The sequence below is a fragment of the Nocardia sp. NPDC059195 genome, from assembly GCF_042754695.1.
GTDB lineage: Bacteria > Actinomycetota > Actinomycetes > Mycobacteriales > Mycobacteriaceae > Nocardia.
In genome coordinates this window covers 141,422-163,797 of sequence record NZ_JBHZBG010000013.1, presented here as the reverse complement: position 1 = coordinate 163,797, position 22,376 = coordinate 141,422, and the positions used below count along the sequence as shown (strand labels likewise).

Here is a 22,376-nt window from a genome sequence, read left to right as displayed (position 1 = left end):
ATGAACGGATGACCAAAACTCGGCGCGCGCTGTGACCGATCACGGATGGATCAGCGATAGCACGCGCCGAGCGCGTATGAGGTTGTCATCAGGCGTTGACCGGAAGGGAGATCACCACCTCCTGCTCGTTGCCGGGCAGGTAGTGCACAGCCACGATCCGGCCCACCTGCACCGCCCCGACCGCCGACGGGGGCAGGTACTTCTCGGCGCGGGTCTCGAAAGTTGTGCCGTCGGGCCGGGTTACCACCAGGCCGAGCGCGATCTCGGTGTAGCCGCCGCGGATGCGACCGGGGACGTCGAGGCTGCGGACCACCGCCTGGGCGGCCAGCCCGCGTTCGGCGATGTCGAGCTTGCCGCGGGTGGTGATGCCCTTGCGGATGAGCGATTCGTTCATCGCCCGCTGGGCGGCGCCGTTGTCGCCGGAGCGGTCGACCTCGACCTTGTCGGTGCGGCCAGGGAGATACCGGACCGGCAGGACTACGCCCGGCTGGAGCAGTGCCAGTTCGGTGAGCGGGACAATCATCTTGGCGTGCGAATCGAAGACCTTCCCATCGGCGCCTTCGACCCGGAAGGCGATCTTGACCTGGGGTTGGTCGTTCACCGAGACACCGGTCTGACGGAACGAGGTAATGGTGCCGATACCAACGGCGGCGTCGCGGAACTCGCTGCTGTTGCGGCCGGTGAAGGCTTGGAGAATGCCGTCGCCGGTGAAGGCGAAGACGATCGGGACGATGGTGAACGCGATGATCGGCAGGGCCATCTGGGGACCGACCCAGCCGAGCATCGTGCCGGTGTATTCGTCAGGGGTGTAGGTGATTCCGTAGTAGAGGTAGTAGCCGATGGCGAGGATTCCGAAGGCGACCGCGGCCGCACGCAGCTTGGATTTCATGATTTCTCCTTGTCTAATTGCGGCTGGTGCCGCGGTTCTCGGCGCTTAACTCCGCCTCTTCCCTCCCTCCGGGCACTCCTTCGTCGCACCCTCCGGTCAGTCCAGAGGCGGAGGCGCGCCGAGAACTGCGGTGTGTGCCCGGGTCGCAGATGAGGTCAGGCGCCGACGATGGTGGAGCAGGCGAAGGTGATGTCGAACTCGACCGTCGACGGACCCGCCAGCGGGTTGGTCATGTCGGCGCTGATGCCCTCGCCGGTGATGCGGTAGGTGTTGCCGTCCTTGGCCAGCGTCGCGGAGCCGCCGGGCTGGCCGTTGCCGTAGCCGACGGCGTAGGGCAGGCCGTTGGCGCCGCCCTGGCTACCGCCGATGGCGACCGCCTGGACCTTCTCGCCTTCGACCGACGCGCTGACCGAGAGGCTGCCGTAGGTGGCGTTGGCCATGTCGGTGAGCGCGAGGGCGAGGGTGCCGCCCTGCTTGGCGCAGGTGGTGTCGAACTTCGCGGTGAAGTCCTTGCCGTCGACGCTGGCGGTGGACTTACCCGCGGCCGGGGCGGGCGCCGCCGATCCGGGCGTGCTCGGGGAGGCGGTACCCGCGTCGTCGCTGCAACCGGTGACGAACAGCGCGGTGGCGGCGGCGGAAGCGGCGAGGGCGGCGATCAGCTTGGTGTTCATGATGGTTCCGTTTCACTCGGTATCGGCGGGTTGATAACCCGTTGAGAGAAAGGTAGAAATCCCGCGCCGCCTACCGATCCCAACTTTCAGGCTTCGCAACCGCCGCACCGACCGCCGAAAATACCTATAACCTGGTCGGATGCGGAGACCGCGCGCCATGGTGCTCGATGAGGTGTGGCGGGGGCTCGACGGTGTCGACGCGTTGAGTGGGGCCGATGGCGGACCGTTGCGGCGGACCGTGAAGTTGATTCTGGATCCGCTGGTGCTTCGGCCGATGCAGCACCCGGTGTTGGCCTCGAGCGTGCTCGATGAGGACGGGATCACGTTGCTCACCGCGCTCGTGCACGCGCGCTCCGATGCGCTGCGGGCATGTGCGGCGTGGTTTGTGGTCATGAAGCAGGCACGGCGGGCGCTGCGGATCACCGAGGGGAACGCACAGGATCTGTACTTCCAGCGCTGCTTCGAACTCGCGACCGTGTGGGGCGCTCCGACGGGTGACGGACGAGCGCGGGCCGAGGCGACCTTGCGAGAAGTCCACGAGAGCACGGGCGGGCGCACCACCGCCGCCCTGAAAAGCTATGTGACCGCGCCACATCGAGCGGCCGAGCTGGCCGAGCTGCTGGAGGTCGCCTGGGCGCGACGGCCTCTCGCGCCCTACGGCGCTCGTGATCTGGCCGCCGAACTGACCGAGTTGCTCGAAGCGTGCACGCTGGCCCGCGCAGGGGATCCGGCAGATGCCGGGCCGCTGTTCGATGACATCGTCGACGACCGTGCCGGCACCCATCGCGGGATCGCCCTGTGGCTGGAGCATCCAGCCGACGGTGCCGATCACCTGGGACTCACCACGCATTCGAGCCCTCAGCGACCCGAACTGGGCGCGTCCGCGTCGACCTCGAATCTCGGACTGCCGTTCGACCGAACCGTCTACGAGCGGGTGTTCACGGTGTTGCAGGGCAGTCTCGATCGGACCGACCTGCCCGAGATTCCAGAGCTGGTGACGCGTGAGATCTCGCGCAGTTGTTCGCCGTGGGGGTTGCTGGATGAATCGTTGCGGGTTGCCGCTGCAGCGGGTTGTGAACTGGCGCTCGGTCTCTCACCGATGCTCGACGAAGTCGCCCCGGGCAGGTCGGAAAACTCCGGCGCATCACCGACTTCGATCGAATCCCGCGGCGACGAACCGCGGAAGGCGGACTCGCACCAGGTGGTCGAGCCTGGCGCGATGACCTCCCGTGCGCACCACGTGGTCAACAGCCGGTGGCGGCGAGAAGGGTATGTGCTGCAGGCGCGGCGGTATGCGGTGCATGTGGTCGACGGGGTAGATCCGCTGGCGGCGGTCGCGGCCGAGTTGCGCACCCCGTGGCGGCCGTATCTGCGCCGGTTGTGGGTGCGATTGCACGGGCGGGATGTACGGGAGATGCCGATTTACGAGCCCGGTGAGCTGTGGGATCTGCTCGATGGTGTCGCCCGGTCGGTGATGCTGGATCACCGCGCGCGGGTCAAACAGGCGCTGACCGCCGACGCCGCGGCCGTTGCGGAAGCGAGGGCCAGCTGATGACTGTCGTCCATCTGCGCCATGCGGACCCGGGCCTGCTCGTCATCGCTCCCGAGGGGGCGCCACTGGTGACCGATGGCGCGCCAGGGCTCGATGTGCTGGTGCTCGAAGTTATTGGGGGACACCTGACTTGGAGCCTGCTCGATGGCGGGATGGTGCCGGCGGCGGTGCTCGATGATGTTGCGGCGGCACATGATTGGGTGTGGGCGGTGTACGGCGAGCAAGTCGCCGTGGCCGTCGCTGACAACAATCCCCGAGCACTGGCAGCCTCGCCTGCTCAGCCGGAGACGGTGGCAGCACTCCGTCGACTTGCTTACGCGCACTGGGCAAGTCGATGGTGGCCCGCGTCGACTGTCGACGGGATTGCGGCCCTGAATCCGCGGCTGCTGCTCGAGGAGATCGAGGTGCTCACCGAGCGGTGCGAGATGATGTTCGACGAGCGATCCAGTGCGGTGGGGCCCTACGTAGGCCGCGAAGCAGAGGAGACCTCCGGCGGCGCAGCTCCGGGGGGCGGGTCGGGGATTCGTGGATCGATGCCGGGGTCATCGGGTGACTTCGGGATATCGGACCGCCTCGGACTCGATGGCGATTCCGCATCGATCGGTCGATCACGCGGTCGTGCCGCGGATTACGCGTTGGCGGCCGGCGGCGCGGATACGGCCGACGGGCTGATCGTCGCGCGGGGTAGCTTGGGCTGGGACTGGCGGCGTTGTCCGCCCGGCATTCTCGACGCGGGCGAGAACGCGGTGTCGTGGCAGGTGACGCGGGCGGCCGGGGTATCGACGGTGCGGGTCAGTGTCGTTGCCGCGCCGGATTGTCGGGGCATTATCCCCGAACATCTTCGCCCGTACGCGTGGGTGCGGTCGGCCGACGCGCAACCCGCACGCGCGGGGCACAACCCAGCGGCGCCATCGACGTACGCCGACGCAGAGTTCACTACGCCATTACGCCTGAGCGGAGACTCCTGGACGGGAGCGGTGCGAATCCTCGGTACACCTGAAATACCGCCTGAGATCATCGTTTTCGTCCCGGGTGTCGGTCCGGCCGACCCGGTGGACGAGTCGGCGGCTCGCGATCGAATCCGCCGGTTCGCCCGGCTGCGCCTCACCGAACCCACCGGCGACCCACGCCTGAGCGCCGAAACGTCCGCAGCCGAATCGGACGAGGACTTCTGATGCCTGCGGGCGGACTGCACCTCGACCGCGAAACCTGCGCTGCTCATTCAGCGAAAAGTGTGCACCCCACGCGGATCAGGAGCAGATAGATGGCAGCAACAGGTAGAACGTCGGACCAAGACGATGCGCAGCTCACCGCGGGGTACGCGGCGTATCAGCGTGGCGATGTGGTCGCGGCGCTGGAGATCTTCGAGCAGGCGGCCGACGGTGCGGCACCGCGGTTGCGGAGCGCGGCGCTGATCAATGCCGCGAGTATGGCCGATGAGCTCGGGGATCACCGGCGGTCGGTGGTGCTGTTCCGGACGGCACTCGCTGAGATGCCCGAAGACGCCGCGCATCAGCGACCTGCGGCGTTGGTGAATTTGTCGCAGGCTTTCCAGCACCTGGGCGAGTTCGATGCCGCGCAGGATGTGCTCGAGGAGGCGCGCGCGCTGCTTGCCGACAGTACCGATCAGGGGCTGTTGCGGGTGGCGTGCCTGCTGTCGCTGACAGCGGTAGCGCTGCACCGGCAGCAGTGGGCGCGGGCCGGTGAGTTGGCAGGCGACTCTCTCGGTGTGACAGCACGTTTCGCGCCGGAGCTGGCCGGTCACCCGTTGATGAACCTGGCCGCCTGCTCGTTCGAAACCGGGCGATGGGAACTGGCCATCGACTTCGCCCGGCAGGGGGTGGCCGCTTTCGCCGCAGCGGGCGAGGAGGCCTCAGTGGCCGAGTCGCGGCAGAATCTGGCCACCATGCTGGTGCGTGCGGGGCGTTTCGACGAGGCAGAAGAGCCCTTGCTGGCCAGTCAGGAGTTCTTCGAGGCCGGGGAATTGGGACATTGGTCCGGGATCGGGGCCAAGACAATGGGCTTTCTTGCCGAACGCCGGGAGGACTTCACCACGGCGCGTCGCCATTACGAGCGCGCGCTGGAACGGTTCGACGCCACCGGCGCGGTGGTGGACGCGGCGGACGTTCGACTGCGCCTGGCCACCCTCGCCGGTGCGGAAGATGATCTCGCTGTCGCCGAAGAGCTACTCGACGCGTCGTTCTCGGTCTACGCCGACCACGGGCTCGGGCTGCACTGTGCCCAACTCGACTACTGGCACGCCGAACTCCTCTGCGCCTCGATCGACCGAGCAGCACAACCGGATCCGGCGCTCCTGGCCCGCGCGGTCTCCCTGTCGGTCCCGGCCGCCCTCGCCATCGACGCCGTCCGCCACACCCTCCCCAACGGCAACCAGCGTGCACACTGGCACCGCACTGTCGCCGAACCGGCCATGCGCCTGGCCTTCCACTGCGCCGCCCGCTCCGGCAACGGCCAACTGGTCAGCGACTTGATCGATACCCAGTGCGCTGGAACGACTCTCGACCTGGCCGCCTACACCGACGCGGACACACCCAGCCTTGATTTCGAACTACTCGATCCCATCCCGGCCGAGCAGATAACCACGCCCGCACTACAACTCGGTGCCGCACTCGCCAACGTGGCGGCAGCGGCGGGAATCCCTGTCGCACTCCCGCCTCGACTCGCCGACGGCGATCGAATAGTGCTGGCGGACTTCATCACCTACGCCGAACAACGGTACCGCCGCGCGGTCCGCGACCAACGGGTAGTCGCGCTGTGATCGCCCAACCACCTGCCCCGAACACACCGACCGCGCTCGTCAGAATGGCTGACGCGGGCGATGTCTACGTGTCGTGGCGATGGGTCGACGATGTGCTCGCACGCGGAGTAGCGACGCTGCCACGCGATCAGGTGCGTAAGACATTGCGGATGCTGGCCGGGGCGGTGCCCGATCCCACCCGGTCCGAGGATCTGCGGCGCGTGATGACCGAGGGCGCACTGGTCGACCCAACTGCGGAAAGCACTCTGGCGCAGGCATTGTCACGCACACTGTTGCCGTATGGATTGGCGGTGCAGCTCCACGAACTCTCGCAGCGCGGGATTCGGCCGCATCTGCGGATTCAGCCTTCGCCGCGGCTGGCGCAGGTGCCGTGGGAGATCATCGCCCCCGATCCCGCGATCCGGCTGCTCGACATCGCCGACGTGAGCCTGCTCGCGCCGGTGTCGGTGGTGCACGCACCGCAGCGAATCGTGCGCCACTGGAATGACACTCGCGATCTACCGGTGGTCGCGGTACTAGATCCTCGGGTACCCGGATTCCGCGCCGACTCAGAGCTCGGATCGGTGCTCGGCCGACCGATCGGGGAATCTCTGGTGGCCCAGCATTTCGACCGCTACGGCGATCGCGTAGTCCCCCGCGTCGACAATCCTGTAGAGCTGTTCCGTCGCGCCGACACCGACCGCGCCTGGCTGTCCGAAGTTCTCCGGGCAGGTGCGAGCCGACTCGTCTACGTCGGCCATGTCACCGCCCCCGCACCGGAATCCGGCCAGAGCGAACACGCCGAACTCCACCTCAGCTGCACCGCCGACACCCGCGGCTTCGCGGCGACCAACCGCACCCACCGCCCCCTCTCGGCCAAAGACCTCCTACTCGGCACCCACTCCCTCGACCCGGCCCCGACATCGGGCCGCGACCTCTGGCCGATGCCGAGCCGCGTCGCCCTCATCGCCTGCGAGAGCGGCGGCGACCTGCGCTTCACCGAGGCCCTCGGCCTCACCACAGCCGCCATGGCAGCGGGCGCGGAACTGGTGACGGCCACCCGCTGGCCCCTCCCCACCGACCACGCCTTCCACACCCTCACCCCCACCACGACCTACCCCCTGCAATCGGCCATCTGCGCCGTGGACACCGCCCACGATTCACCCACACCCATCCCCACCCTGCTGACCTGGCAAAGGTCGCGACTGGCCGCCTGGCGAGACACCCCGACACCGGAGAACTCACCCCTGCTGTGGGCCGCCTTCGCCACCGTCACCGGCTGACCGGCATACGATCGGCATTGTGGACAAAGAGGTCGAGCCCCGGTCCGGAAGCGGCGGAACAAGCAGACGAAAGAGCTGGGCGGAAAAGCGCTCGGAGATCCTCGGCCGACCCGGCGCCGGTGCAACCTACGACGCAGCGCGAGTAAGGTCCGTCTACTCGGGGAGCCCGAGGCCTGCCGACAGCACCGGCCACGACCGGTAGAACGCGTCTCGCCAGTAGCCCCAGGAGTGCGTGCCGCTCGGTTGACGGTCGAAGGTCGCGGGAATCCCCAACTCGCCGAGCCGGGACTCGAGATTGCGGGTGCACCAGTTGACCGCCGCCTCGATGACGCCGCCGACGACGAGCTGATTGGCCAGGCCGAACGGTGTCGGATTCATCATGTACGGGTCGTCGATGCGGTCGTGTGGGCCGGGCAGACCGGAGGCATCCGAGACGAACAGCCTTGTGCCACGCAGTTTCTCGGCGTGGACGACGGGGTCGTTGGCCAGCCAGGCAGGGTCGTCGTCGGCACCGTACATATTGGTGACATCGCCCCCACCGTAGGTTTCCACGACCAGCTTGGTGAACTGCTTGCCGATCGGGTCCGAGATCTGCGCACAGCCGCTGTAGCCGGCGACGGACTGGTAGAAGCCCGGCCTGGCCTGCGCCAATTGCAGGACGGCCGTGGCGGTCATCGAATTGGCGGCGATGGCGTTGACGCCGTTGGTGCCGAGGGCCGCGTCGACCAGGGGTGGAAGTTCATCGAGGAGGAAGGTGCGCCATTTGTTGCGGCCCAGCGCGGGGTCGTCTCGCTGCCAGTCGGTGTAGTACGCCCAGGCGCCGCCGATCGGCATCACCACATTGACGTCCTTGGTCGCGAGGAAATCACCGACATCGGTGTTCTGCCACCAGGTTGCGCGGTCCTCGCCGCCACCGGCGCCGTTGAGGAGGTAGAGCGCCGGGCGCGGCACAGAGGCGTCCTTGGGGCGCTGCACCTTCACGGTAACGGGCTTGTTCATCGCGGCGGAGAAGACCAACATGGTCAGATTTCGATCATCGACCCTGCTCGAGATGATGTTCGAGCCGTTCGCGGTGGTCGGCGTCGCGAGGAGCTGCTTGGTTTCGATGATCGGATCGCGCCCCTCGGCCAGGCCGCTGCCCGCGCCGAAGGTGGTGACGCACGCGGCCAGCACGCTGCCAACGACACCGAAAGTCAGTGTGCGCCTGAATGTTTTGCCCATCGGCCGAAAATTCCCCATCCATGAATCGGCAGGCGTGACGCAGGCCGCAGGGCACAGACAGTATCCGGGGAACCGATCGATCGTCGAGCCAGAGGTAATACGGGCAGCCGACCCCGCCCGAGGCGGGGTCGGACCCAGTGGTTAATGGTCGTCGTAGTGGTCCGCGTGGGCTGCGTGGCGGTGACCGTCGTGGATGTAGTCGACGTGGTCGCCGTGCGGGACGGCGACGTGCCCGCAGCCGGGGCCGTGCTCGTGGGTGTGGGCGGTGTGCTCGACGTGTGCTGAGCTCTCGCACTCGTCGAAATGGCCCTCGTGTTCGCGGTGCAGATGGCCGTCGTGGACGTAGTCGACGTGGTCCTCGTGCGGAACCGCGACGTGGCCGCAAGTGGGCCCGTGGACGTGGGTGTGCTGCGGATGTTCGGCGTGCGTGGTGGTCATCGGCTCTCTCTTTCCGGTTTCCCGGAACACGGTCCGGTACTGATCGAATGGAGCTCCAAGCACTTCTGACATTAGCAGTTGCGCATGCGTTGCTGCGAGGCCCCTTACCTGGTCAGAGGACCTGATCGAGGAAGCGGCGCAGGCGTGGGGTCTTGGCGTCGTCGAACAGGGCGTCGGGGGTGCCGGTCTCCACGACAACGCCCTGATCCATGAACACAACACTGTCGGAGACCTCGCGGGCGAAGCCCATCTCGTGGGTCACCACGATCATCGACATGCCGCCGGCGGCGAGCTCGGCCATCAGCGCGAGTACGCCCTTGACCAGCTCCGGGTCCAGCGCGGAGGTGGCCTCGTCGAAGAACATCAGCTCCGGTTTCATGGCCAGCGCCCGGGCGATGGCCACGCGCTGCTGCTGGCCGCCCGACAGTGAAGCGGGCCTGGCGTCGGCCTTATCGGCCAGGCCGACGATCTCGAGCTGCTCGATCGCCAGCGCGCGGGCCTCGTCGGCGGACAGGCCGCGCAGTTTGCGGGGGCCGAGGACGATGTTGTCGGCGACGGTCTTGTGTGGGAACAGGTTGAACTGCTGGAAGACCATGCCGATGCGCTGGCGCAGCTTGTCGGGGTTGTCCTCGAGCACCGACTTGCCGTCGAGGAGCACGTCACCGGAATCGGGTTCGTGCAGGCGGTTGAGCACGCGCAGCAGGGTCGATTTACCCGAGCCCGACGGGCCGATGACGGTGGTGGCGTGGCCTGCCTCGACATGGATATCGACACCGCGCAGGATGTGATTGTTGCCGAGCGTCAGGTTGAGCCCGGTGCCGGTCAACGATGCGCTCATGCCTCCACCCCGCTGGCGCTCGGTTCCGCCATGACTGCACTGGTCCGCCGCTCGCTACGCTCGCTCATGCGCCTCGCCCTTCTGTGATGACTGCCTGCTCGATCGGGTCGGCGGGGGTGGGTTTGCCGGTCCGCATGCGCTGGTCGATGTAGTTCACCAGGTGGGTGAGCGGGATGGTGAACACCAGATACATCAGGCCCGCGGCGACCAGCGGGGACAGATTGCCGGTCTGGGCGTTGAGGTCGCGGCCGACGGCGAACAGCTCACGCTGGGAGGCGAGCAGGCCGAGGAAGTAGATCAGCGACGAGTCCTTGATCAGCGCGATGAACTGGTTCATCAGCGCGGGCAGCACCCGGCGCACGCCCTGCGGGATCACCACCAGCGTCATCGACTGGCGGTACCCGAAACCGATGGCGCGCGCGGCTTCGAGCTGACCGGGCTCCACCGACTGGATACCGGAGCGGAAGATCTCGCCGATGTAGGCCGACGAGAGCAGGGCCAGCGCCACCGCGCCGAGCCAGTACGGGTTACCGCCGGTGATATTGCGGACTACCGGACCGATGCCGAGGCCGATGAGCAGGATGATCACCACGGCGGGCAGACCACGGAAGATATCGGTGTAGACGCGGGCGGGCCAGCGCAGCCAGCGGGTGCGGGAAATACCCATCACCGCGAGCAGCATGCCGATCACGGTGCCGAGGACACCCGAAACCACCGCCAGGATCAGGGTATTCGGCAGGCCGGTCTTGATCAGATCGGGAAAGGCCTTGCGGTACAACGACCAGTCGAAGAACGTGTCCTTCAACTGTTGCAGGGTCGACTTCTGCGCCACCTGTTCGGTCTCGCCTGGCTGATTCTCGGCCGCGAGCGCCTTGAAGTCCGGAAGTTGGGGTGTGGGTGCGGCTTTCGAACCCGGCTTCCAGCCCGGTGGGAGCTCGCGCGGCACCCAGTCGGCGTAGAGGCGGGCATAGGTGCCGTCGGCGATCACCGCGTCCAAGCCGGAATTGAGCGCGTCGATCAGGGGCTGGTTGTTCTCGGCCACCGCGTAGCCGACGAAGTTGTCGAGACTGAAGGTGTTCTGCGAGACCACGATTCCGTCGCCGGGCTTGATCGCGCCCTCGGCTTGCGCCGACGGTGCGACCCAGGCGTCGACCTGGCCGGACTTCAGGTTCGCGTAGGCGGTGTTGTAGTCGGGGAACTTCACCGGATCCAGCTTCAGCTGGTTCACCACGAATTCGTCCTGCACGGTGCCCTGCACCACCGCGATGCGCGAGCTCTGGTTCAGGTCGCCGAAGCCCTTCACCGCGCTGCCCTGCGGGACGACCAGGGAGAAGTAGCCGAAGTCGTAGCCGTTGGTGAAGCCGACGAGTTCGCGGCGGGCATCGGTGGTGGTGATGTTGGACGAGCCCACATCGAAGCGTTTGCCCGCCACCTGGGCGAGCAACCCGGCGAACTCGGTGCCGGAGAATTCAACGCGCAGACCGAGTTTCGCGCCGATCGCGGTGAGCAGTTCGTTGTCGAAGCCGGTGAAGACGCCCTGCCCGTTGACGCAGATGCTCGGCGGCGCGTCGGACAGGGTGCCGACGCTCAGGGTGCCCGGGTTGAGCAGACCGAGTTTCGCGGTGTCGATCGAGTCGACCGGTGCCGTTGTCGCGGTGGTGTAGCGGTCGGCGCCCGCCGTCTCGCCCGCGGCCAGATTGGTCGGTGCGGCGGCGGCAGCTGACGGCCCGGGTGGGGAACAGAGATCGCGCGCCGAGCTGCTGTCGGAGCCACCGCAACCGGTCGCCGCGACACCGACGAGGAGCAAGAGGGCAGCGATCCGCGCCCGAGTTCGTACACCTGCCATGCCGATAGACCCTAGTCGCAACCTTGCACATCGAAGGTTGCGCATCGCGGCGCCACGGGGTGGTCCGGGCTTACGCGAGGCCCTCGAGCAGCGAGGGGTTCACGTCATCTCGCCATTCGATGGCGTGGTGCACCTGGGTGAGGTCGTAGTCGGGACCGGAGACACCGACGGTGAACAGGGTGGCACCGGCGTCGTGCAGCGCCTTCGCGCCGTCGCGCCCCCGCCACGGCACCGAGCGTTCGATTCTTGACTCATCGGTGCCGACGTCGGCCGCATGCTCGGCCAGGACCTTGTTCTTCTGCACCAGGGTCGCCGCGTCGGCGAAGGAATGCCAGATGTCGGCGTACTCGGCGACCAGCCGCAGCGTTTTGCGCTCACCGCCGCCGCCGATCAGGATCGGGATCTCCCTGACCGGTGGCGGATTCAGCTTCGCGAGGCGGGCCGTGATGCGAGACATGCTGTCCTTCAACAGTTTCAGCCTGCTGCCCGGTGTGCCGAACTCGTAGCCGTATTCGTCGTAGTCACGCTCGAACCAGCCCGCACCGATGCTGAGGATCAGCCTGCCGCCGCTGATGTTGTCCACCGTGCGCGCCATATCGGCGAGCAGGTCGGGATTGCGGTAGCCGCCGCCGGTCACCAATGCGCCGAGCTCGACCCGCTCGGTCTGCTCCGCCCAGGCACCGAGCATCGTCCAGCACTCGAAATGCGCGCCCGCGGGGTCACCGGTGAGCGGGAAGAAGTGATCCCAATTGAAGACAATGTCGACTCCGGCGTCCTCGGCCCGCAATACGGCATCGCGAATGAGCCCGTAATCGGGCGCATGCTGGGGCTGAAGCTGGACTCCGATACGCACCGGACGACTCATACCGTTGGCTCCTAGAGGGCTCGGGTTGGCTCCGCGACCGAGGCTACCCGGAGCCATCGATGGCCGCTACGATCCCTCCCGACCCACTACTCGGATCGTCCGGCACGTTCCTGCCGGGATGGGATGTTGATCTACGCATGGCTACCGTGACTTTCGACCGCGCTACCCGGCTCTATGCCGGTGCCACCAAGCCCGCGGTCGACGCACTCGACCTGGAGATCGCCGACGGCGAGTTCCTGGTGCTCGTCGGCCCCTCGGGGTGTGGCAAATCGACCTCGCTGCGCATGCTGGCCGGCCTCGAGGAGGTCAACGGCGGGTGTATCCGGATCGGCGACAAGGACGTGACCCACGCCGAGCCCAAGGATCGCGATATCGCGATGGTGTTCCAGAACTACGCGCTCTACCCGCACATGTCGGTCGCGGAGAACATGGGTTTCGCGCTGAAGCTGGCCAAGGTGTCCAAGGCCGAGCGCGACGAGCGGGTGCTCGAGGCAGCCAAACTGCTCGACCTCGAGCAGTACCTCGATCGCAAGCCGAAGGCGCTGTCCGGTGGTCAGCGTCAGCGGGTGGCGATGGGACGCGCGATCGTGCGGCAGCCGCGGGTGTTCCTGATGGACGAGCCGCTGTCGAACCTCGACGCCAAGCTGCGCGTGCAGACCCGTACCCAGATCGCCCAGCTGCAGCGGCGGCTCGGCACCACCACGGTCTATGTCACCCACGACCAGGTCGAGGCGATGACGATGGGCGACCGCGTCGCGGTCCTCAAGGACGGCTTGCTCCAGCAGTGCGCCTCCCCGCGCGACCTCTACCGCGATCCGGCGAACATGTTCGTCGCCGGGTTCATGGGTTCGCCCGCGATGAACCTGTTCACGCTGCCTGTCAACGACGGAACCGTCACCATCGGTGGGTACCCGGTGCGGGTGCCGCGCGCGGTGGCCGACGCGGGCGAGGGCTCCGTGGTGCTCGGCATCCGCCCCGAACACCTCGAGGTCGGCGACGGCGGCCTCGAAATGGAGGTCGACGTGGTGGAGGAGCTCGGCTCCGACGCCTACGTCTACGGCCGCGCGGTCTCCGCGGGTGCCAGCGGCCAGACCGGGGAAACGATTGTGGCGCGCGTGGATTGGCGTAACCCGCCGTCCAAGGGCGAACGCCTCTGCCTGACGGCCGACCCCGAACACGTGTATTTCTTCAGTGTCGACGGCCAGCGCCTGCGCTGATTCGAATGACGCGGGCGGCTCGTCGATCGAGTCGCCCGCTAACGATTGCGCTGTACGCGTAGACACGCGGCTCGATACCTGGTCCGGCCCTATGCTGATGCTCGGCCCGGTGATCGCCGGGCCGGTTCGCCGACATGAGGTAGTGACATGCGCATAGCAGTACTCGGCACCGGTCAGGTCGGCCGACGGCTGGCGAGCAAGCTGGTCGAGGTCGGGCACACCGTGACGATGGGATCGCGCACGACCGACAATGCCGACGCCGCCGCGTGGGCAGCCGAAACCGGTGGGGCACACGGCACTTTCGCCGATGCGGCGGCCGCGGCGGAGCTGATCGTGAACGCCACGTCGGGCACGGTATCGGTGGCCGCGCTCACCGCGGCCGGGGCGGACAACCTCGCGGATAAGATCATCGTCGACGTTTCCAACGCACTCGACTTCTCACAGGGCTTTCCACCCACACTCGTTGTCCCCGAGGCGGGCAGCGTCGCCGAGGAAATCCAGCAGGCCTTCCCCGGCACCCGCGTGGTGAAGACGCTCAACACCACCAACAATCAGGTGATGGTGGACCCGACCCGAATCCCCGGCCAGCACAACATCTTTCTCAGCGGCGATGACGCCGACGCCAAGAAGCAGGTGGCACAGCTGCTGAACTCCTTCGGCTGGGCCGACGAACAACTGATCGACCTCGGCGCCCTGAACACCGCCCGCAGTACCGAACCGGTGGTGCTGTTGTGGGTCAGCCTGTTCCAGGCTCTCGGCACCGAAGATGTGACCATCGGCGTGTTCAGCGCCTAGCTGTTCAGCTTCTTCTTTCGGCGCTCGTCGCGGTCGCGGAGGTAGTCCTGGTTGACCCGGACGGCCAGGCGTTCGAGGGGGATCTCGGTGCCGTCGGGGGTGCGCAGGTCGGCGCGGACCGGGGCGCCGGTTTCGGCGTCCACCCGCAGCAGGGGTGGGGGGCCCGGCTGGAGGTAGGTGTCGCCCCATTGCCAGAGGGCCACTACCGCGGGGAGTAGGTCTCGGCCCATGTGGGTGAGGGCGTACTCGTGCCGGGTGCGTTTGCCTTCTTCCTGGTAGGGGCGTTTTTCCAGGAGGCCCGCGGCGGTGAGTTTGCGGAGTTGGGCCGCGGCGGCGGCGTCGGTGATGCCCACTCGGCTGGCGAAGCCGTCGAAGCGGCTGGTGCCGTAGTAGGCCTCGCGCAGGATGAGCATCGCGGAGCGGGTGCCGATGAGGTCCATGGCTCTGGCGATGGAGCAGCCTGCCGTGTCCCATCTACTGAGATCGGCCAGAGGTCCTTCCATCACGGCTGCCATGAGAGACATCATAGCCAATCTGACTTGAGTCGATGATAGTTAGGATTTAAGCTGGCTATTGTCAACTAGAGTCAGTGTTGTCGAAAGAGGACTTCCATGCGAGACGCGGTCATCGTCGAAGCGGTACGCACCCCGATCGGGCGGGGCAAGCCGAACGGCGCACTTCACGACGTTCATCCTGTTGATCTGCTGGCGCACAGCCTGCGGGCGGTCGTCGAGCGCAGCGGGATCGATCCGGTGCTGATCGACGATGTGATCGGCGGCATCGTCACCCAGGTCGGGGAACAAGGGTCGAATATGACTCGGCGGGCCGCGCTGGCCGCCGGGTATCCGGAATCCGTGCCTGCCACGACGGTGGATCGGCAGTGCGGTAGCAGTCAGCAGGCGATTCACTTCGCGGCGCAAGGGGTTATCGCGGGGGCCTACGACATCGTGGTCGCCGCGGGCGTGGAATCGATGGGGCGAGTTCCCATGGGCGCCAACATGGTCGGGGCCACCGACTTGTCGGGCATCGGGTTCGCCGAGCGGTATCCCGACGACCTCGTCCCGCAGGGGATCAGCGCCGAACTCATTGCCGCGAAGTGGGGTCTGACGCGGACCCAGCTCGACGAATTCGCGCTCGCGAGTCACGAAAAGGCCGCGCGGGCAACCAAGGACGGGCTCTTCGCGAACGAACTCGCGTCGATCAACGGGCTGAACACCGATGAGGGAATCAGGGTCGGCAGCACCATCGATACGCTGGCGAAACTGAAGCCCGCGTACTACGACCCCGCGATGGCGGCGCGCTTCCCCCAGATCGGCTGGGAGATCACCGCCGCCTCGGCCAGCCAGGTCAGCGACGGTAGCTCCGCGGTGCTGATCATGTCCGGCGAACGCGCCGAACAGCTCGGCCTGCGTCCGCTGGCCCGGCTGCACAGCTTCTCCGTCGCGGGCGACGACCCGCTGCTCATGCTCACCGCGGTCATCCCGGCTACCGAGAAGGTGCTGCGACGGGCGGGGCTCGAGCTCGGTGATATCGATCTGTTCGAGATCAACGAGGCGTTCTCGCCGGTTGTGCTGGCGTGGGCGAAGGAGACCGGTGTGGATATGAGCCGGGTCAACGTCAACGGTGGGGCGATCGCCCTCGGGCATCCGCTGGGCGCCTCCGGAGCACGATTGATGACCACACTGGTACACGCGATGCAGCAGCGCGGAGCGCGCTACGGACTGCAAACCATGTGCGAAGCCGGCGGTCTCGCCAACGCCACCATCATCGAACGCTGGTGAACCGGAACGGCGGCGCTCACCACGAGCGCCGCCGTTTCACCTCGGCTGTCACACGCCGTCACCACCGAGAAGGTCTGCCGACCAGCGGTGCAGCCGACCGCGGAATCACGCACGCGCAGGCGAGTTCTACGATCGGTCGGGTGAGCGCCGACCTGTTTGTTTATGCGATTCCGTTGCGGACACGGTTTCGGGGGATCACTGTGCGCGAGGGGATGTTGATTCGAGGGGAATTGGGCTGGGGAGAGTTCTGCGCGTTTCCCGAGTATGACGATCGAGAAGCAGCCGGGTGGTTGGCTACCGCTGTCGAACAGGTGACAGTCGGCTGGCCGGCGCCGGTGCGTGATCGAATTCCGGTGAATTGCACTGTGCCCGCTGTTGATCCCGTGCGCGCGAGAAGGATTGTTCGGGACTCCGGTTGTGCGACAGCCAAAGTGAAAGTGGCCGACCACCCTGATTCGCTTGCCGAGGATCTGGCGCGAGTGGCGGCGGTGCGCGAGGCGATCGGGGACTCGGGAGCCATTCGGGTCGATGCGAACGCGGTGTGGGATGTGGAGACAGCCGTTCGCACTATCGGTGAACTCGACAGGGTCGCCGGTGGTTTGGAGTACGTCGAGCAGCCGTGCCCGACAATCGGGGAATTGGCCGAGGTTCGGCGGCGGGTGTCGGTCCCCATCGCTGCCGATGAATCTATTCGGCGGGCGGAGGATCCGATGCGGGTAGCGGTGGCGGGGGCCGCTGATGTGGCGGTGCTGAAGTGCACGCCGTTGGGCGGGGTGCGGCGGGCGATGGCGGTTGCCGGGGCGGCTGGGCTGCCGACCGTTGTCTCGTCGGCGCTCGAGACCAGCGTCGGACTATCCGCGCAACTGGCATTGGCAGGCGCGCTGCCGGACCTCGAATTCGCCTGCGGCCTGGGCACTCTCGCACTATTCGAGGGCGATCTAGTCGCGGAGTCGCTGCTACCGGTAAACGGATGGTTGCCCGTCCCCACCACACCACCCGAGCCCGATCCTGCGTTGCTCGACAAGTACCGCCACCCCGATCCCGACCGAGTCGACTGGTGGCTGCGCCGCTACGAGCGAGTCAGCGCCCTACTCGAGAACAGCTGAGCCAGGCCGAGTAATCCTGAAACGTCCCCACCTGCGTGCACAGCCCGGGCCTGGTTTTACCTGATGCGTCCCTACCGAACATCCAGCCCCAGCGACTAGCTAGCCGAACCGAACACCACATCCAGCAAAGCTCGCACGGATGAGCAAAGCAGCCTCCGGACCGATCACCCCATCGACCAATTCAACATAGCGAGTACAGAATTCGGGACCGTGGGGGGCCTGTTCCGAATCGGGCGACAGATGATGGGCGAGCTCATGCAGGACCACCAGTTCACGCAGAGCCCAAGCGGTCGAGCCGGTGTGCAGCGGAACCGCAAGAACAGCGGTTGCGGGCTCGTAATGGGCCGCTGCGGCACCACCGCGAGCACGAACCCGGATCGACACCACCGCACGTTCCCATTGCGCGCGAACCCAATTCAGCGCCAACACCTTGTCGACATAGACCTGAACCGACTCGACCGAGGCAAAGCGTCGCTCCACCGGCAGGGTCAGCTGCGAGCCGTAGACCTCTACCGTCCGATGCCCGAACTCGTCGGCCCGATCGAACACCCCACGCACCAACTGCTCACCGTCATAGACCTTGGCGCGCTGACTGTCGCGCCGCCGGCCCGACTCAGCCTCGGACACACACTGTTCCGACCCGGCTAACCGATCCGGGCCGAAGTCGAATCGACCGCCCGACCGCACCGCACGGCGCCTTTACCGCGGTGCACGACTGTGTGGTCGCTATCTGGTGACGGCGCGCGGCCATCATCTGCCGGTGAGCTTTCCGCGAGCGGCGGGGAGCTCGGGCGAGGTGCCCAAGCGTGCGGTGCGACCCGCCCGGTCGCCCGCTCGTCGAGCCGCGGCGGAATGACCAGTGGAGGTTTGGGGGCCTCGCCACGTTCCGCGCGCTTCGGAGGTAGCGGTGTAGAAGTCGGTGAGCGCGACCTCCTTGTCGCGCAGAGCCAGGGCGGTGCCGGTCGATTCGACGACGGATTCCTCGGCGACCACTTCGGCTTTCACCGCGGCGAGGCGAGCGCCGATTCGGGCGGCGAAGGCCATCTGGAAGTTCAGCCGCGCTGTCACCCCCGCCACCGGCACCTCGACTCGTCGGCGAACGGTACGGCCGAGCCGCTTCTCGGCGACGACTTTGATGACCGTGGCCTCGCGGTAGGCACCGGATTTGATGTAGTGATCGGAGGCTCGCACCATTTGGATGAGCAGGCTCGCGTACAGCGCTTCACAGGTATCGATGTCGGCGGCGAAGCCGTAGGCGTAGACCTGGGCGGAGGTGCGGGCGACATCGCAGCGAACATCGTTGGCGCCCGCGATCGCGACGAACAGCTGGACATAGGTGCGCAGGCCTTTTCGGCCCGGTTCACCGATCGGGATGATCCGCTGCACCGGCGCCGACCTGCGCTCACGTGAGGCCACATGCGAGCGCGCCACGGCGAGATCGATCGAGGATTTCGTCGCCAGCCGCTGGGCCGCGGCGAGGAAGGCCTCGGCCTCGTGCGCGTTGTCGGTCGACTCGGCCTTGCGCAGCAAACCACCGATGCGGGTGAGCATCCGATCGGGCATACCAGCGGTCGAAGGACTTGTCACAAGCATTGACCCTAAGCCACCCCGCCGACAGAAAAACTGTGTAAGTCTTTGCCCGTTCTCGGCCGCCTCGATCTGGACTGACCGAAGGGTGCGACGAAGGAGTGCCCGTAGGGAGGGAAGATCGAGGCCTCAGGGCCGAGAACACGCGGGCCCCGGCCCGCCGCGAATACTGTATGTTGCCTTGTGCACCGCACGGGTGTGCTGCTGCTCACGTCTTGACCCTGGAGTGTCTGCGATGGCCTTGAAGTTTGTCCCCAGAGCGACGATGGCTGCTGCCTCGATCGCGTTGCTCACCGCGACGTTCGCCAGTGGTTGCGCCAGTGACGACGGTGGCAACGCGCTCGACCAGAACCTGACGGGCCGCGGCCCGATCACCTACGTCGAAGGTAAGGACACCACCGAAACCGGTGTGGTCAAACAGCTCATCGACCGCTGGAACGCCGCGCACCCGAACGAGCAGGTGACGTTCAAGGAGCAGTCCGCCGACGGCACCCAGCAGCACGACGACCTCGCCGAGCACTTCCGCGCCAAGCAGGACGGCTACGACGTGGTCGCCCTCGACGTGCCGAACACCGCCGAGTTCGCGGCCAAGGGCTGGATCCAGCCGCTCGAGGACACGTTCGCGATCGACACCGCGCCGCTGCTCCCGCCGACCGTGGCCAGCGCCACCTACAACGGCAAGCTGTACGCGGCACCGAAGAACACCAACGGCGGCCTGCTGTACTACCGCAAGGACCTGGTGCCCAACCCGCCGAAGACCTGGACCGAGATGCTCGGTCAGTGCCAGGTGGCCCGCGACAACAACATCGGCTGCTACGCCGGTCAGCTCGCCCCCTACGAGGGCCTGACCGTGAACACCTCCGAGATCATCAACGCCTACGGCGGCAGCTTCGTCGGCGCCGACGGCAAGACCCCCACCGTGAACAGCCCGGAGTCGAAGGCGGGCCTGAAGGTCCTCGTCGACGCCTACAAGAACGGTGACATCCCCAAGGAAGCCATCACCTTCAAGGAAGGTGAGAGCGCGAGCGCGTTCGAGTCGGGCAAGCTGCTGTTCCTGCGTAACTGGCCCTACCTGTACGGCCAGGCCAACGCCGACGGCTCCGCGGTGAAGGACAAGTTCGGCGTCGCCCCGCTGCCGGGCAACACCGGCGTCGGCGCCTCGACCCTCGGCGGCTACAACGCCGCGATCAGCGCGTTCTCCAAGAACAAGGCCACCGCCGCCGACTTCGTTCGCTACCTGATCAGCGAAGAGGCGCAGCAGATCATCGCCTCGGGCTCGCTGCCCTCGGTGCGCTCCTCGCTCTACGACGACCCGGCCCTGATCGCGAAGATGCCGTACCTGCCCGCGCTGAAGGAGTCCATCGCCAGCGCGGTGCCGCGTCCGGTGACCCCGTTCTATCCCGCGGTGTCGAAGGCCATCCAGGACAACGCTTATGCTGCACTCACCGGTGCCAAGTCTGTCGACGATGCAGTCGCGGGCATGCAAAAGGGCATCGAGACCGCCGGTTCGTAGCGGTACGCGCAGCGGACCCGACCAGACCGTAGGAGAGTAGTAACGGTGTCGGATCCTTCGGGAGCCAAGCAGCGCGGGCTAGCGCTGGAACTGCGACAATCCGGCAAGGCGTGGCTGTTCGTCGCGCCTGTGCTCGTCGCGCTGGCCGTTGTCATCGGATATCCGGTGGTCGAGGCGATCTGGATGTCCTTCTCGAAGGACTCCGGCATCGACCCGGCCACCGGGATGTTCGTCGAGGGTGGCAGCGCCGGATTCAGCAACTACACGCACTGGCTGATGCAGCAGTGCGCGTCGCTGAACGGCACGGTGCCGTGCCCCACCGGCACGCTCGGCTCGCAGTTCTGGTCGGCGGTCGGGATCACCCTGTTCTTCACCGTGGTGATGGTCTCGATCGAGGCCCTGCTCGGGCTCGGCATGGCCATGGTGATGGGCAAGACCTTCCGCGGTCGGGCGCTGTTGCGCGCCGCCGTGCTGATTCCGTGGGCGATTCCCACCGCGGTCACAGCGCGACTGTGGGAGTTCATGTTCCAGTACGACGGCGTGGTGAACCGGGTGCTCGGCACGAACATCCTGTGGACCTCGGACATGTGGGCGTCGCGGTTCGCGGTGATCGCGGCCGACGTGTGGAAGACGACGCCGTTCATGGCGCTGCTGATTCTGGCTGGGCTGCAAGTGATTCCGGCCGACGTGTACGAGGCGGCCAAAGTCGACGGCGCGACTGCCTGGCAGCGGTTCGTCCACATCACGCTGCCGCTGCTCAAGCCCGCACTGCTGGTCGCGGTCCTGTTCCGCACCATGGACACGCTGCGCATCTACGACCTGCCCGCGATCATGACGCTCGGTAACCCGTCGACGAACACCCTGTCGATCCTGGTGGTCGACCAGGTGCGCCAAGGTCCCAACAGCGCCGCGGCACTGTCGGTGATCACCTTCCTGCTCGTCTTCGCCGTTGCGTTCGTACTGGTGAAGGTGCTCGGCGCCAACGCTGTTCGCACGCAGGAAGAACAGCGGAAGGCGAACTGATGAGCATGTCGATGACGAAAGAACCCGCCGCCGAGTCGAAGACGGTGCCGGTGCAGCCGGTGTCGTGGCGCAAGCGGTTCGGCACGGTGCGGCTCTATCTCGGTGTCGCCATCGTGCTGGTGTGGGGACTCGGGCCGTTCTACTGGATGGCCGTGGTGGCGTTCCGCGACCCGGCCCACACCTTCGACAGCACGCCGTGGCCGACCCACGTGACGCTGGAGAACTTCCGCAACGCCTTCGACACCAGCCGCGGCAACGACTTCGGCAAGGCGCTGCTCAACAGTGTGATCATCGGTTCGGCGACCACAGCCATCGCGCTGCTGCTCGGTGTGCTCGCTGCCTACGCGCTGGCCCGGATGACGTTCGCGGGCAAGTACCTGGTCTCGGGGCTGATCCTGTCGGCGTCGATGTTCCCGGCCGTCGTGCTGGTGACGCCGCTGTTCCAGCTGTTCACCGATCTGGGCTGGATCGGCCAGTACCAGGCGATGATCATCCCGAACATCTCGTTCGTACTGCCGATGACGGTCTACATCCTGGCCTCGTTCTTCGCCGAACTGCCGTGGGAGCTCGAAGAGGCCGCGCGCATCGACGGCGCGAGCAAGTTCCAGGCCTTCCGGTTGATCATGCTGCCGCTGGCCGCGCCCGCGGTGTTCACCACCGCGATCCTGGCGTTCATCGCCGCGATCAACGAGTATCTGCTGGCCCGGCTGCTGTCGGGTGATGACACCAAGCCGGTGACGGTCGCCATCGCGAGTTTCTCGGGCAACGACCCGCTGGTGCAGCCGTACGCGGCGATCATGGCGGCGGGCGTGATCGTCACCGTGCCGCTGGTGATCATGGTGCTGATATTCCAGCGTCGCATCATCTCCGGTCTCACCGCGGGTGGCGTCAAGAGCTGACCTGCCGGGAACTGCGGCCACCGCCGGGTAGAGTCGCCTGCACCGATATCGACGTCGGTGCAGGTGAGTTCTTCTGCTCCCTCCGAAAGGAGAT

General features: G+C 66.7%; 21 protein-coding genes. 11 read left to right on the top strand and 10 right to left on the bottom strand.

The genetic code is table 11. The features are described 5' to 3' along the window. Positions 1–88: 88 nt before the first annotated feature. A complete protein-coding gene (locus ACFXKN_RS18930; protein WP_378947704.1) occupies positions 89–889 on the bottom strand; it encodes a hypothetical protein in 801 nt (266 codons plus the stop codon). 155 nt (positions 890–1,044) lie between these two features. Beyond that, positions 1,045–1,560: a lipoprotein LpqH gene (locus ACFXKN_RS18925; RefSeq protein ID WP_378947701.1), complete on the bottom strand. Its 516-nt coding sequence runs from the start codon at positions 1,558–1,560 to the stop codon at positions 1,045–1,047. 157 nt (positions 1,561–1,717) lie between these two features. Here ACFXKN_RS18925 and ACFXKN_RS18920 point away from each other — a divergent pair, with 157 nt between their 5' ends. The 4 genes from ACFXKN_RS18920 to ACFXKN_RS18905 all read left to right on the top strand — a co-directional run bounded on the left by ACFXKN_RS18920 (position 1,718) and on the right by ACFXKN_RS18905 (position 7,153). After that, complete coding sequence (locus ACFXKN_RS18920) at positions 1,718–3,112, top strand: hypothetical protein (RefSeq protein ID WP_378948224.1); 1,395 nt, start codon at positions 1,718–1,720, stop codon at positions 3,110–3,112. Next, entirely contained in the window at positions 3,112–4,287 is a 1,176-nt protein-coding gene (locus tag ACFXKN_RS18915) for a hypothetical protein (RefSeq protein WP_378947697.1), read from the top strand. Before ACFXKN_RS18920 ends, ACFXKN_RS18915 begins: the two co-directional genes overlap by 1 nt. 89 nt (positions 4,288–4,376) lie before the next feature. Further along, positions 4,377–5,891 (top strand): tetratricopeptide repeat protein, encoded by a 1,515-nt coding sequence (locus ACFXKN_RS18910; RefSeq protein ID WP_378947694.1) that lies wholly within the window; start codon positions 4,377–4,379, stop codon positions 5,889–5,891. Positions 5,892–5,935: 44 nt separating this feature from the next. Further along, entirely contained in the window at positions 5,936–7,153 is a 1,218-nt protein-coding gene (locus ACFXKN_RS18905) for a CHAT domain-containing protein (RefSeq protein ID WP_379433485.1), read from the top strand. 153 nt (positions 7,154–7,306) lie between these two features. Here ACFXKN_RS18905 and ACFXKN_RS18900 read toward each other — a convergent pair whose 3' ends face one another. The 5 genes from ACFXKN_RS18900 to ACFXKN_RS18880 form a co-directional block, all read right to left on the bottom strand. Next, a complete protein-coding gene (locus ACFXKN_RS18900) occupies positions 7,307–8,374 on the bottom strand; it encodes an alpha/beta hydrolase (RefSeq protein WP_379433484.1) in 1,068 nt (355 codons plus the stop codon). Between the two features lie 141 nt (positions 8,375–8,515). After that, positions 8,516–8,812 carry a hypothetical protein gene (locus ACFXKN_RS18895; protein WP_378947685.1) on the bottom strand — a complete coding sequence of 99 codons (297 nt, stop codon included), beginning with the start codon at positions 8,810–8,812 and terminating at the stop codon, positions 8,516–8,518. Between the two features lie 112 nt (positions 8,813–8,924). Continuing rightward, positions 8,925–9,650, bottom strand: a complete 726-nt coding sequence (locus ACFXKN_RS18890; RefSeq protein WP_378947682.1) for an amino acid ABC transporter ATP-binding protein — start codon at positions 9,648–9,650, stop codon at positions 8,925–8,927. A 64-nt stretch (positions 9,651–9,714) separates the two neighbouring features. Then, positions 9,715–11,496, bottom strand: a complete 1,782-nt coding sequence (locus ACFXKN_RS18885; protein ID WP_379433483.1) for an ABC transporter substrate-binding protein/permease — start codon at positions 11,494–11,496, stop codon at positions 9,715–9,717. A gap of 70 nt (positions 11,497–11,566) precedes the next feature. Continuing rightward, on the bottom strand, positions 11,567–12,361 hold the full coding sequence (locus ACFXKN_RS18880; RefSeq protein WP_379433482.1) for an LLM class F420-dependent oxidoreductase: 795 nt from the start codon (positions 12,359–12,361) through the stop codon (positions 11,567–11,569). Positions 12,362–12,498: 137 nt separating this feature from the next. Between ACFXKN_RS18880 and ACFXKN_RS18875 the strand changes: the two genes are divergently transcribed. Together ACFXKN_RS18875 and ACFXKN_RS18870 are read left to right on the top strand one after the other, a co-directional pair. Next, on the top strand, positions 12,499–13,578 hold the full coding sequence (locus tag ACFXKN_RS18875) for an ABC transporter ATP-binding protein (protein ID WP_378947669.1): 1,080 nt from the start codon (positions 12,499–12,501) through the stop codon (positions 13,576–13,578). A gap of 147 nt (positions 13,579–13,725) precedes the next feature. Continuing rightward, positions 13,726–14,373, top strand: a complete 648-nt coding sequence (locus ACFXKN_RS18870) for an NADPH-dependent F420 reductase (protein ID WP_379433481.1) — start codon at positions 13,726–13,728, stop codon at positions 14,371–14,373. On the opposite strand, the gene ACFXKN_RS18865 is transcribed toward ACFXKN_RS18870, so the two are convergent. Continuing rightward, on the bottom strand, positions 14,370–14,900 hold the full coding sequence (locus ACFXKN_RS18865; RefSeq protein WP_379433480.1) for a winged helix-turn-helix transcriptional regulator: 531 nt from the start codon (positions 14,898–14,900) through the stop codon (positions 14,370–14,372). The genes ACFXKN_RS18870 and ACFXKN_RS18865 overlap by 4 nt on opposite strands. A gap of 84 nt (positions 14,901–14,984) precedes the next feature. On the opposite strand from ACFXKN_RS18865, the gene ACFXKN_RS18860 reads away from it, so the two are divergent. Both ACFXKN_RS18860 and ACFXKN_RS18855 read left to right on the top strand, forming a co-directional pair. Next, a complete protein-coding gene (locus ACFXKN_RS18860; protein WP_379433479.1) occupies positions 14,985–16,154 on the top strand; it encodes a thiolase family protein in 1,170 nt (389 codons plus the stop codon). A gap of 140 nt (positions 16,155–16,294) precedes the next feature. Then, the gene (locus ACFXKN_RS18855; RefSeq protein ID WP_379433478.1) at positions 16,295–17,260 is read left to right on the top strand and encodes an o-succinylbenzoate synthase; all 966 of its coding nucleotides are present in this window, start codon (positions 16,295–16,297) and stop codon (positions 17,258–17,260) included. Between the two features lie 99 nt (positions 17,261–17,359). Here the strand turns inward: ACFXKN_RS18855 and ACFXKN_RS18850 are convergent, their stop codons facing one another. Both ACFXKN_RS18850 and ACFXKN_RS18845 read right to left on the bottom strand, forming a co-directional pair. Beyond that, on the bottom strand, positions 17,360–17,887 hold the full coding sequence (locus ACFXKN_RS18850; protein ID WP_379433477.1) for a TIGR04338 family metallohydrolase: 528 nt from the start codon (positions 17,885–17,887) through the stop codon (positions 17,360–17,362). 123 nt (positions 17,888–18,010) lie between these two features. After that, positions 18,011–18,811 (bottom strand): DUF2786 domain-containing protein, encoded by an 801-nt coding sequence (locus ACFXKN_RS18845; RefSeq protein ID WP_379433493.1) that lies wholly within the window; start codon positions 18,809–18,811, stop codon positions 18,011–18,013. A 271-nt stretch (positions 18,812–19,082) separates the two neighbouring features. Here ACFXKN_RS18845 and ACFXKN_RS18840 point away from each other — a divergent pair, with 271 nt between their 5' ends. Genes ACFXKN_RS18840 through ACFXKN_RS18830 form a run of 3 tightly spaced genes read left to right on the top strand, consistent with a single transcriptional unit; the run spans position 19,083 to position 22,282 of the window. After that, positions 19,083–20,360, top strand: coding sequence for an ABC transporter substrate-binding protein (locus ACFXKN_RS18840; RefSeq protein WP_379433476.1), 1,278 nt, complete (start codon positions 19,083–19,085; stop codon positions 20,358–20,360). A gap of 45 nt (positions 20,361–20,405) precedes the next feature. Continuing rightward, complete coding sequence (locus ACFXKN_RS18835; protein ID WP_378947642.1) at positions 20,406–21,383, top strand: carbohydrate ABC transporter permease; 978 nt, start codon at positions 20,406–20,408, stop codon at positions 21,381–21,383. A gap of 11 nt (positions 21,384–21,394) precedes the next feature. After that, the gene (locus ACFXKN_RS18830) at positions 21,395–22,282 is read left to right on the top strand and encodes a carbohydrate ABC transporter permease (protein WP_378947637.1); all 888 of its coding nucleotides are present in this window, start codon (positions 21,395–21,397) and stop codon (positions 22,280–22,282) included. Positions 22,283–22,376 lie beyond the last annotated feature (94 nt).

Bases quoted from the DNA above. Each gene is read 5' to 3' on its own strand.
- ACFXKN_RS18930 (WP_378947704.1), bottom strand. From the start codon at position 889: ATGAAATCCAAGCTGCGTGCGGCCGCGGTCGCCTTCGGAATCCTCGCC.
- ACFXKN_RS18925 (WP_378947701.1), bottom strand. From the start codon at position 1,560: ATGAACACCAAGCTGATCGCCGCCCTCGCCGCTTCCGCCGCCGCCACC.
- ACFXKN_RS18920 (WP_378948224.1), top strand. From the start codon at position 1,718: ATGGTGCTCGATGAGGTGTGGCGGGGGCTCGACGGTGTCGACGCGTTG.
- ACFXKN_RS18915 (WP_378947697.1), top strand. From the start codon at position 3,112: ATGACTGTCGTCCATCTGCGCCATGCGGACCCGGGCCTGCTCGTCATC.
- ACFXKN_RS18910 (WP_378947694.1), top strand. From the start codon at position 4,377: ATGGCAGCAACAGGTAGAACGTCGGACCAAGACGATGCGCAGCTCACC.
- ACFXKN_RS18905 (WP_379433485.1), top strand. From the start codon at position 5,936: ATGGCTGACGCGGGCGATGTCTACGTGTCGTGGCGATGGGTCGACGAT.
- ACFXKN_RS18900 (WP_379433484.1), bottom strand. From the start codon at position 8,374: ATGGGCAAAACATTCAGGCGCACACTGACTTTCGGTGTCGTTGGCAGC.
- ACFXKN_RS18895 (WP_378947685.1), bottom strand. From the start codon at position 8,812: ATGACCACCACGCACGCCGAACATCCGCAGCACACCCACGTCCACGGG.
- ACFXKN_RS18890 (WP_378947682.1), bottom strand. From the start codon at position 9,650: ATGAGCGCATCGTTGACCGGCACCGGGCTCAACCTGACGCTCGGCAAC.
- ACFXKN_RS18885 (WP_379433483.1), bottom strand. From the start codon at position 11,496: ATGGCAGGTGTACGAACTCGGGCGCGGATCGCTGCCCTCTTGCTCCTC.
- ACFXKN_RS18880 (WP_379433482.1), bottom strand. From the start codon at position 12,361: ATGAGTCGTCCGGTGCGTATCGGAGTCCAGCTTCAGCCCCAGCATGCG.
- ACFXKN_RS18875 (WP_378947669.1), top strand. From the start codon at position 12,499: ATGGCTACCGTGACTTTCGACCGCGCTACCCGGCTCTATGCCGGTGCC.
- ACFXKN_RS18870 (WP_379433481.1), top strand. From the start codon at position 13,726: ATGCGCATAGCAGTACTCGGCACCGGTCAGGTCGGCCGACGGCTGGCG.
- ACFXKN_RS18865 (WP_379433480.1), bottom strand. From the start codon at position 14,900: ATGATGTCTCTCATGGCAGCCGTGATGGAAGGACCTCTGGCCGATCTC.
- ACFXKN_RS18860 (WP_379433479.1), top strand. From the start codon at position 14,985: ATGCGAGACGCGGTCATCGTCGAAGCGGTACGCACCCCGATCGGGCGG.
- ACFXKN_RS18845 (WP_379433493.1), bottom strand. From the start codon at position 18,811: ATGCTCACCCGCATCGGTGGTTTGCTGCGCAAGGCCGAGTCGACCGAC.
- ACFXKN_RS18840 (WP_379433476.1), top strand. From the start codon at position 19,083: ATGGCCTTGAAGTTTGTCCCCAGAGCGACGATGGCTGCTGCCTCGATC.
- ACFXKN_RS18830 (WP_378947637.1), top strand. From the start codon at position 21,395: ATGACGAAAGAACCCGCCGCCGAGTCGAAGACGGTGCCGGTGCAGCCG.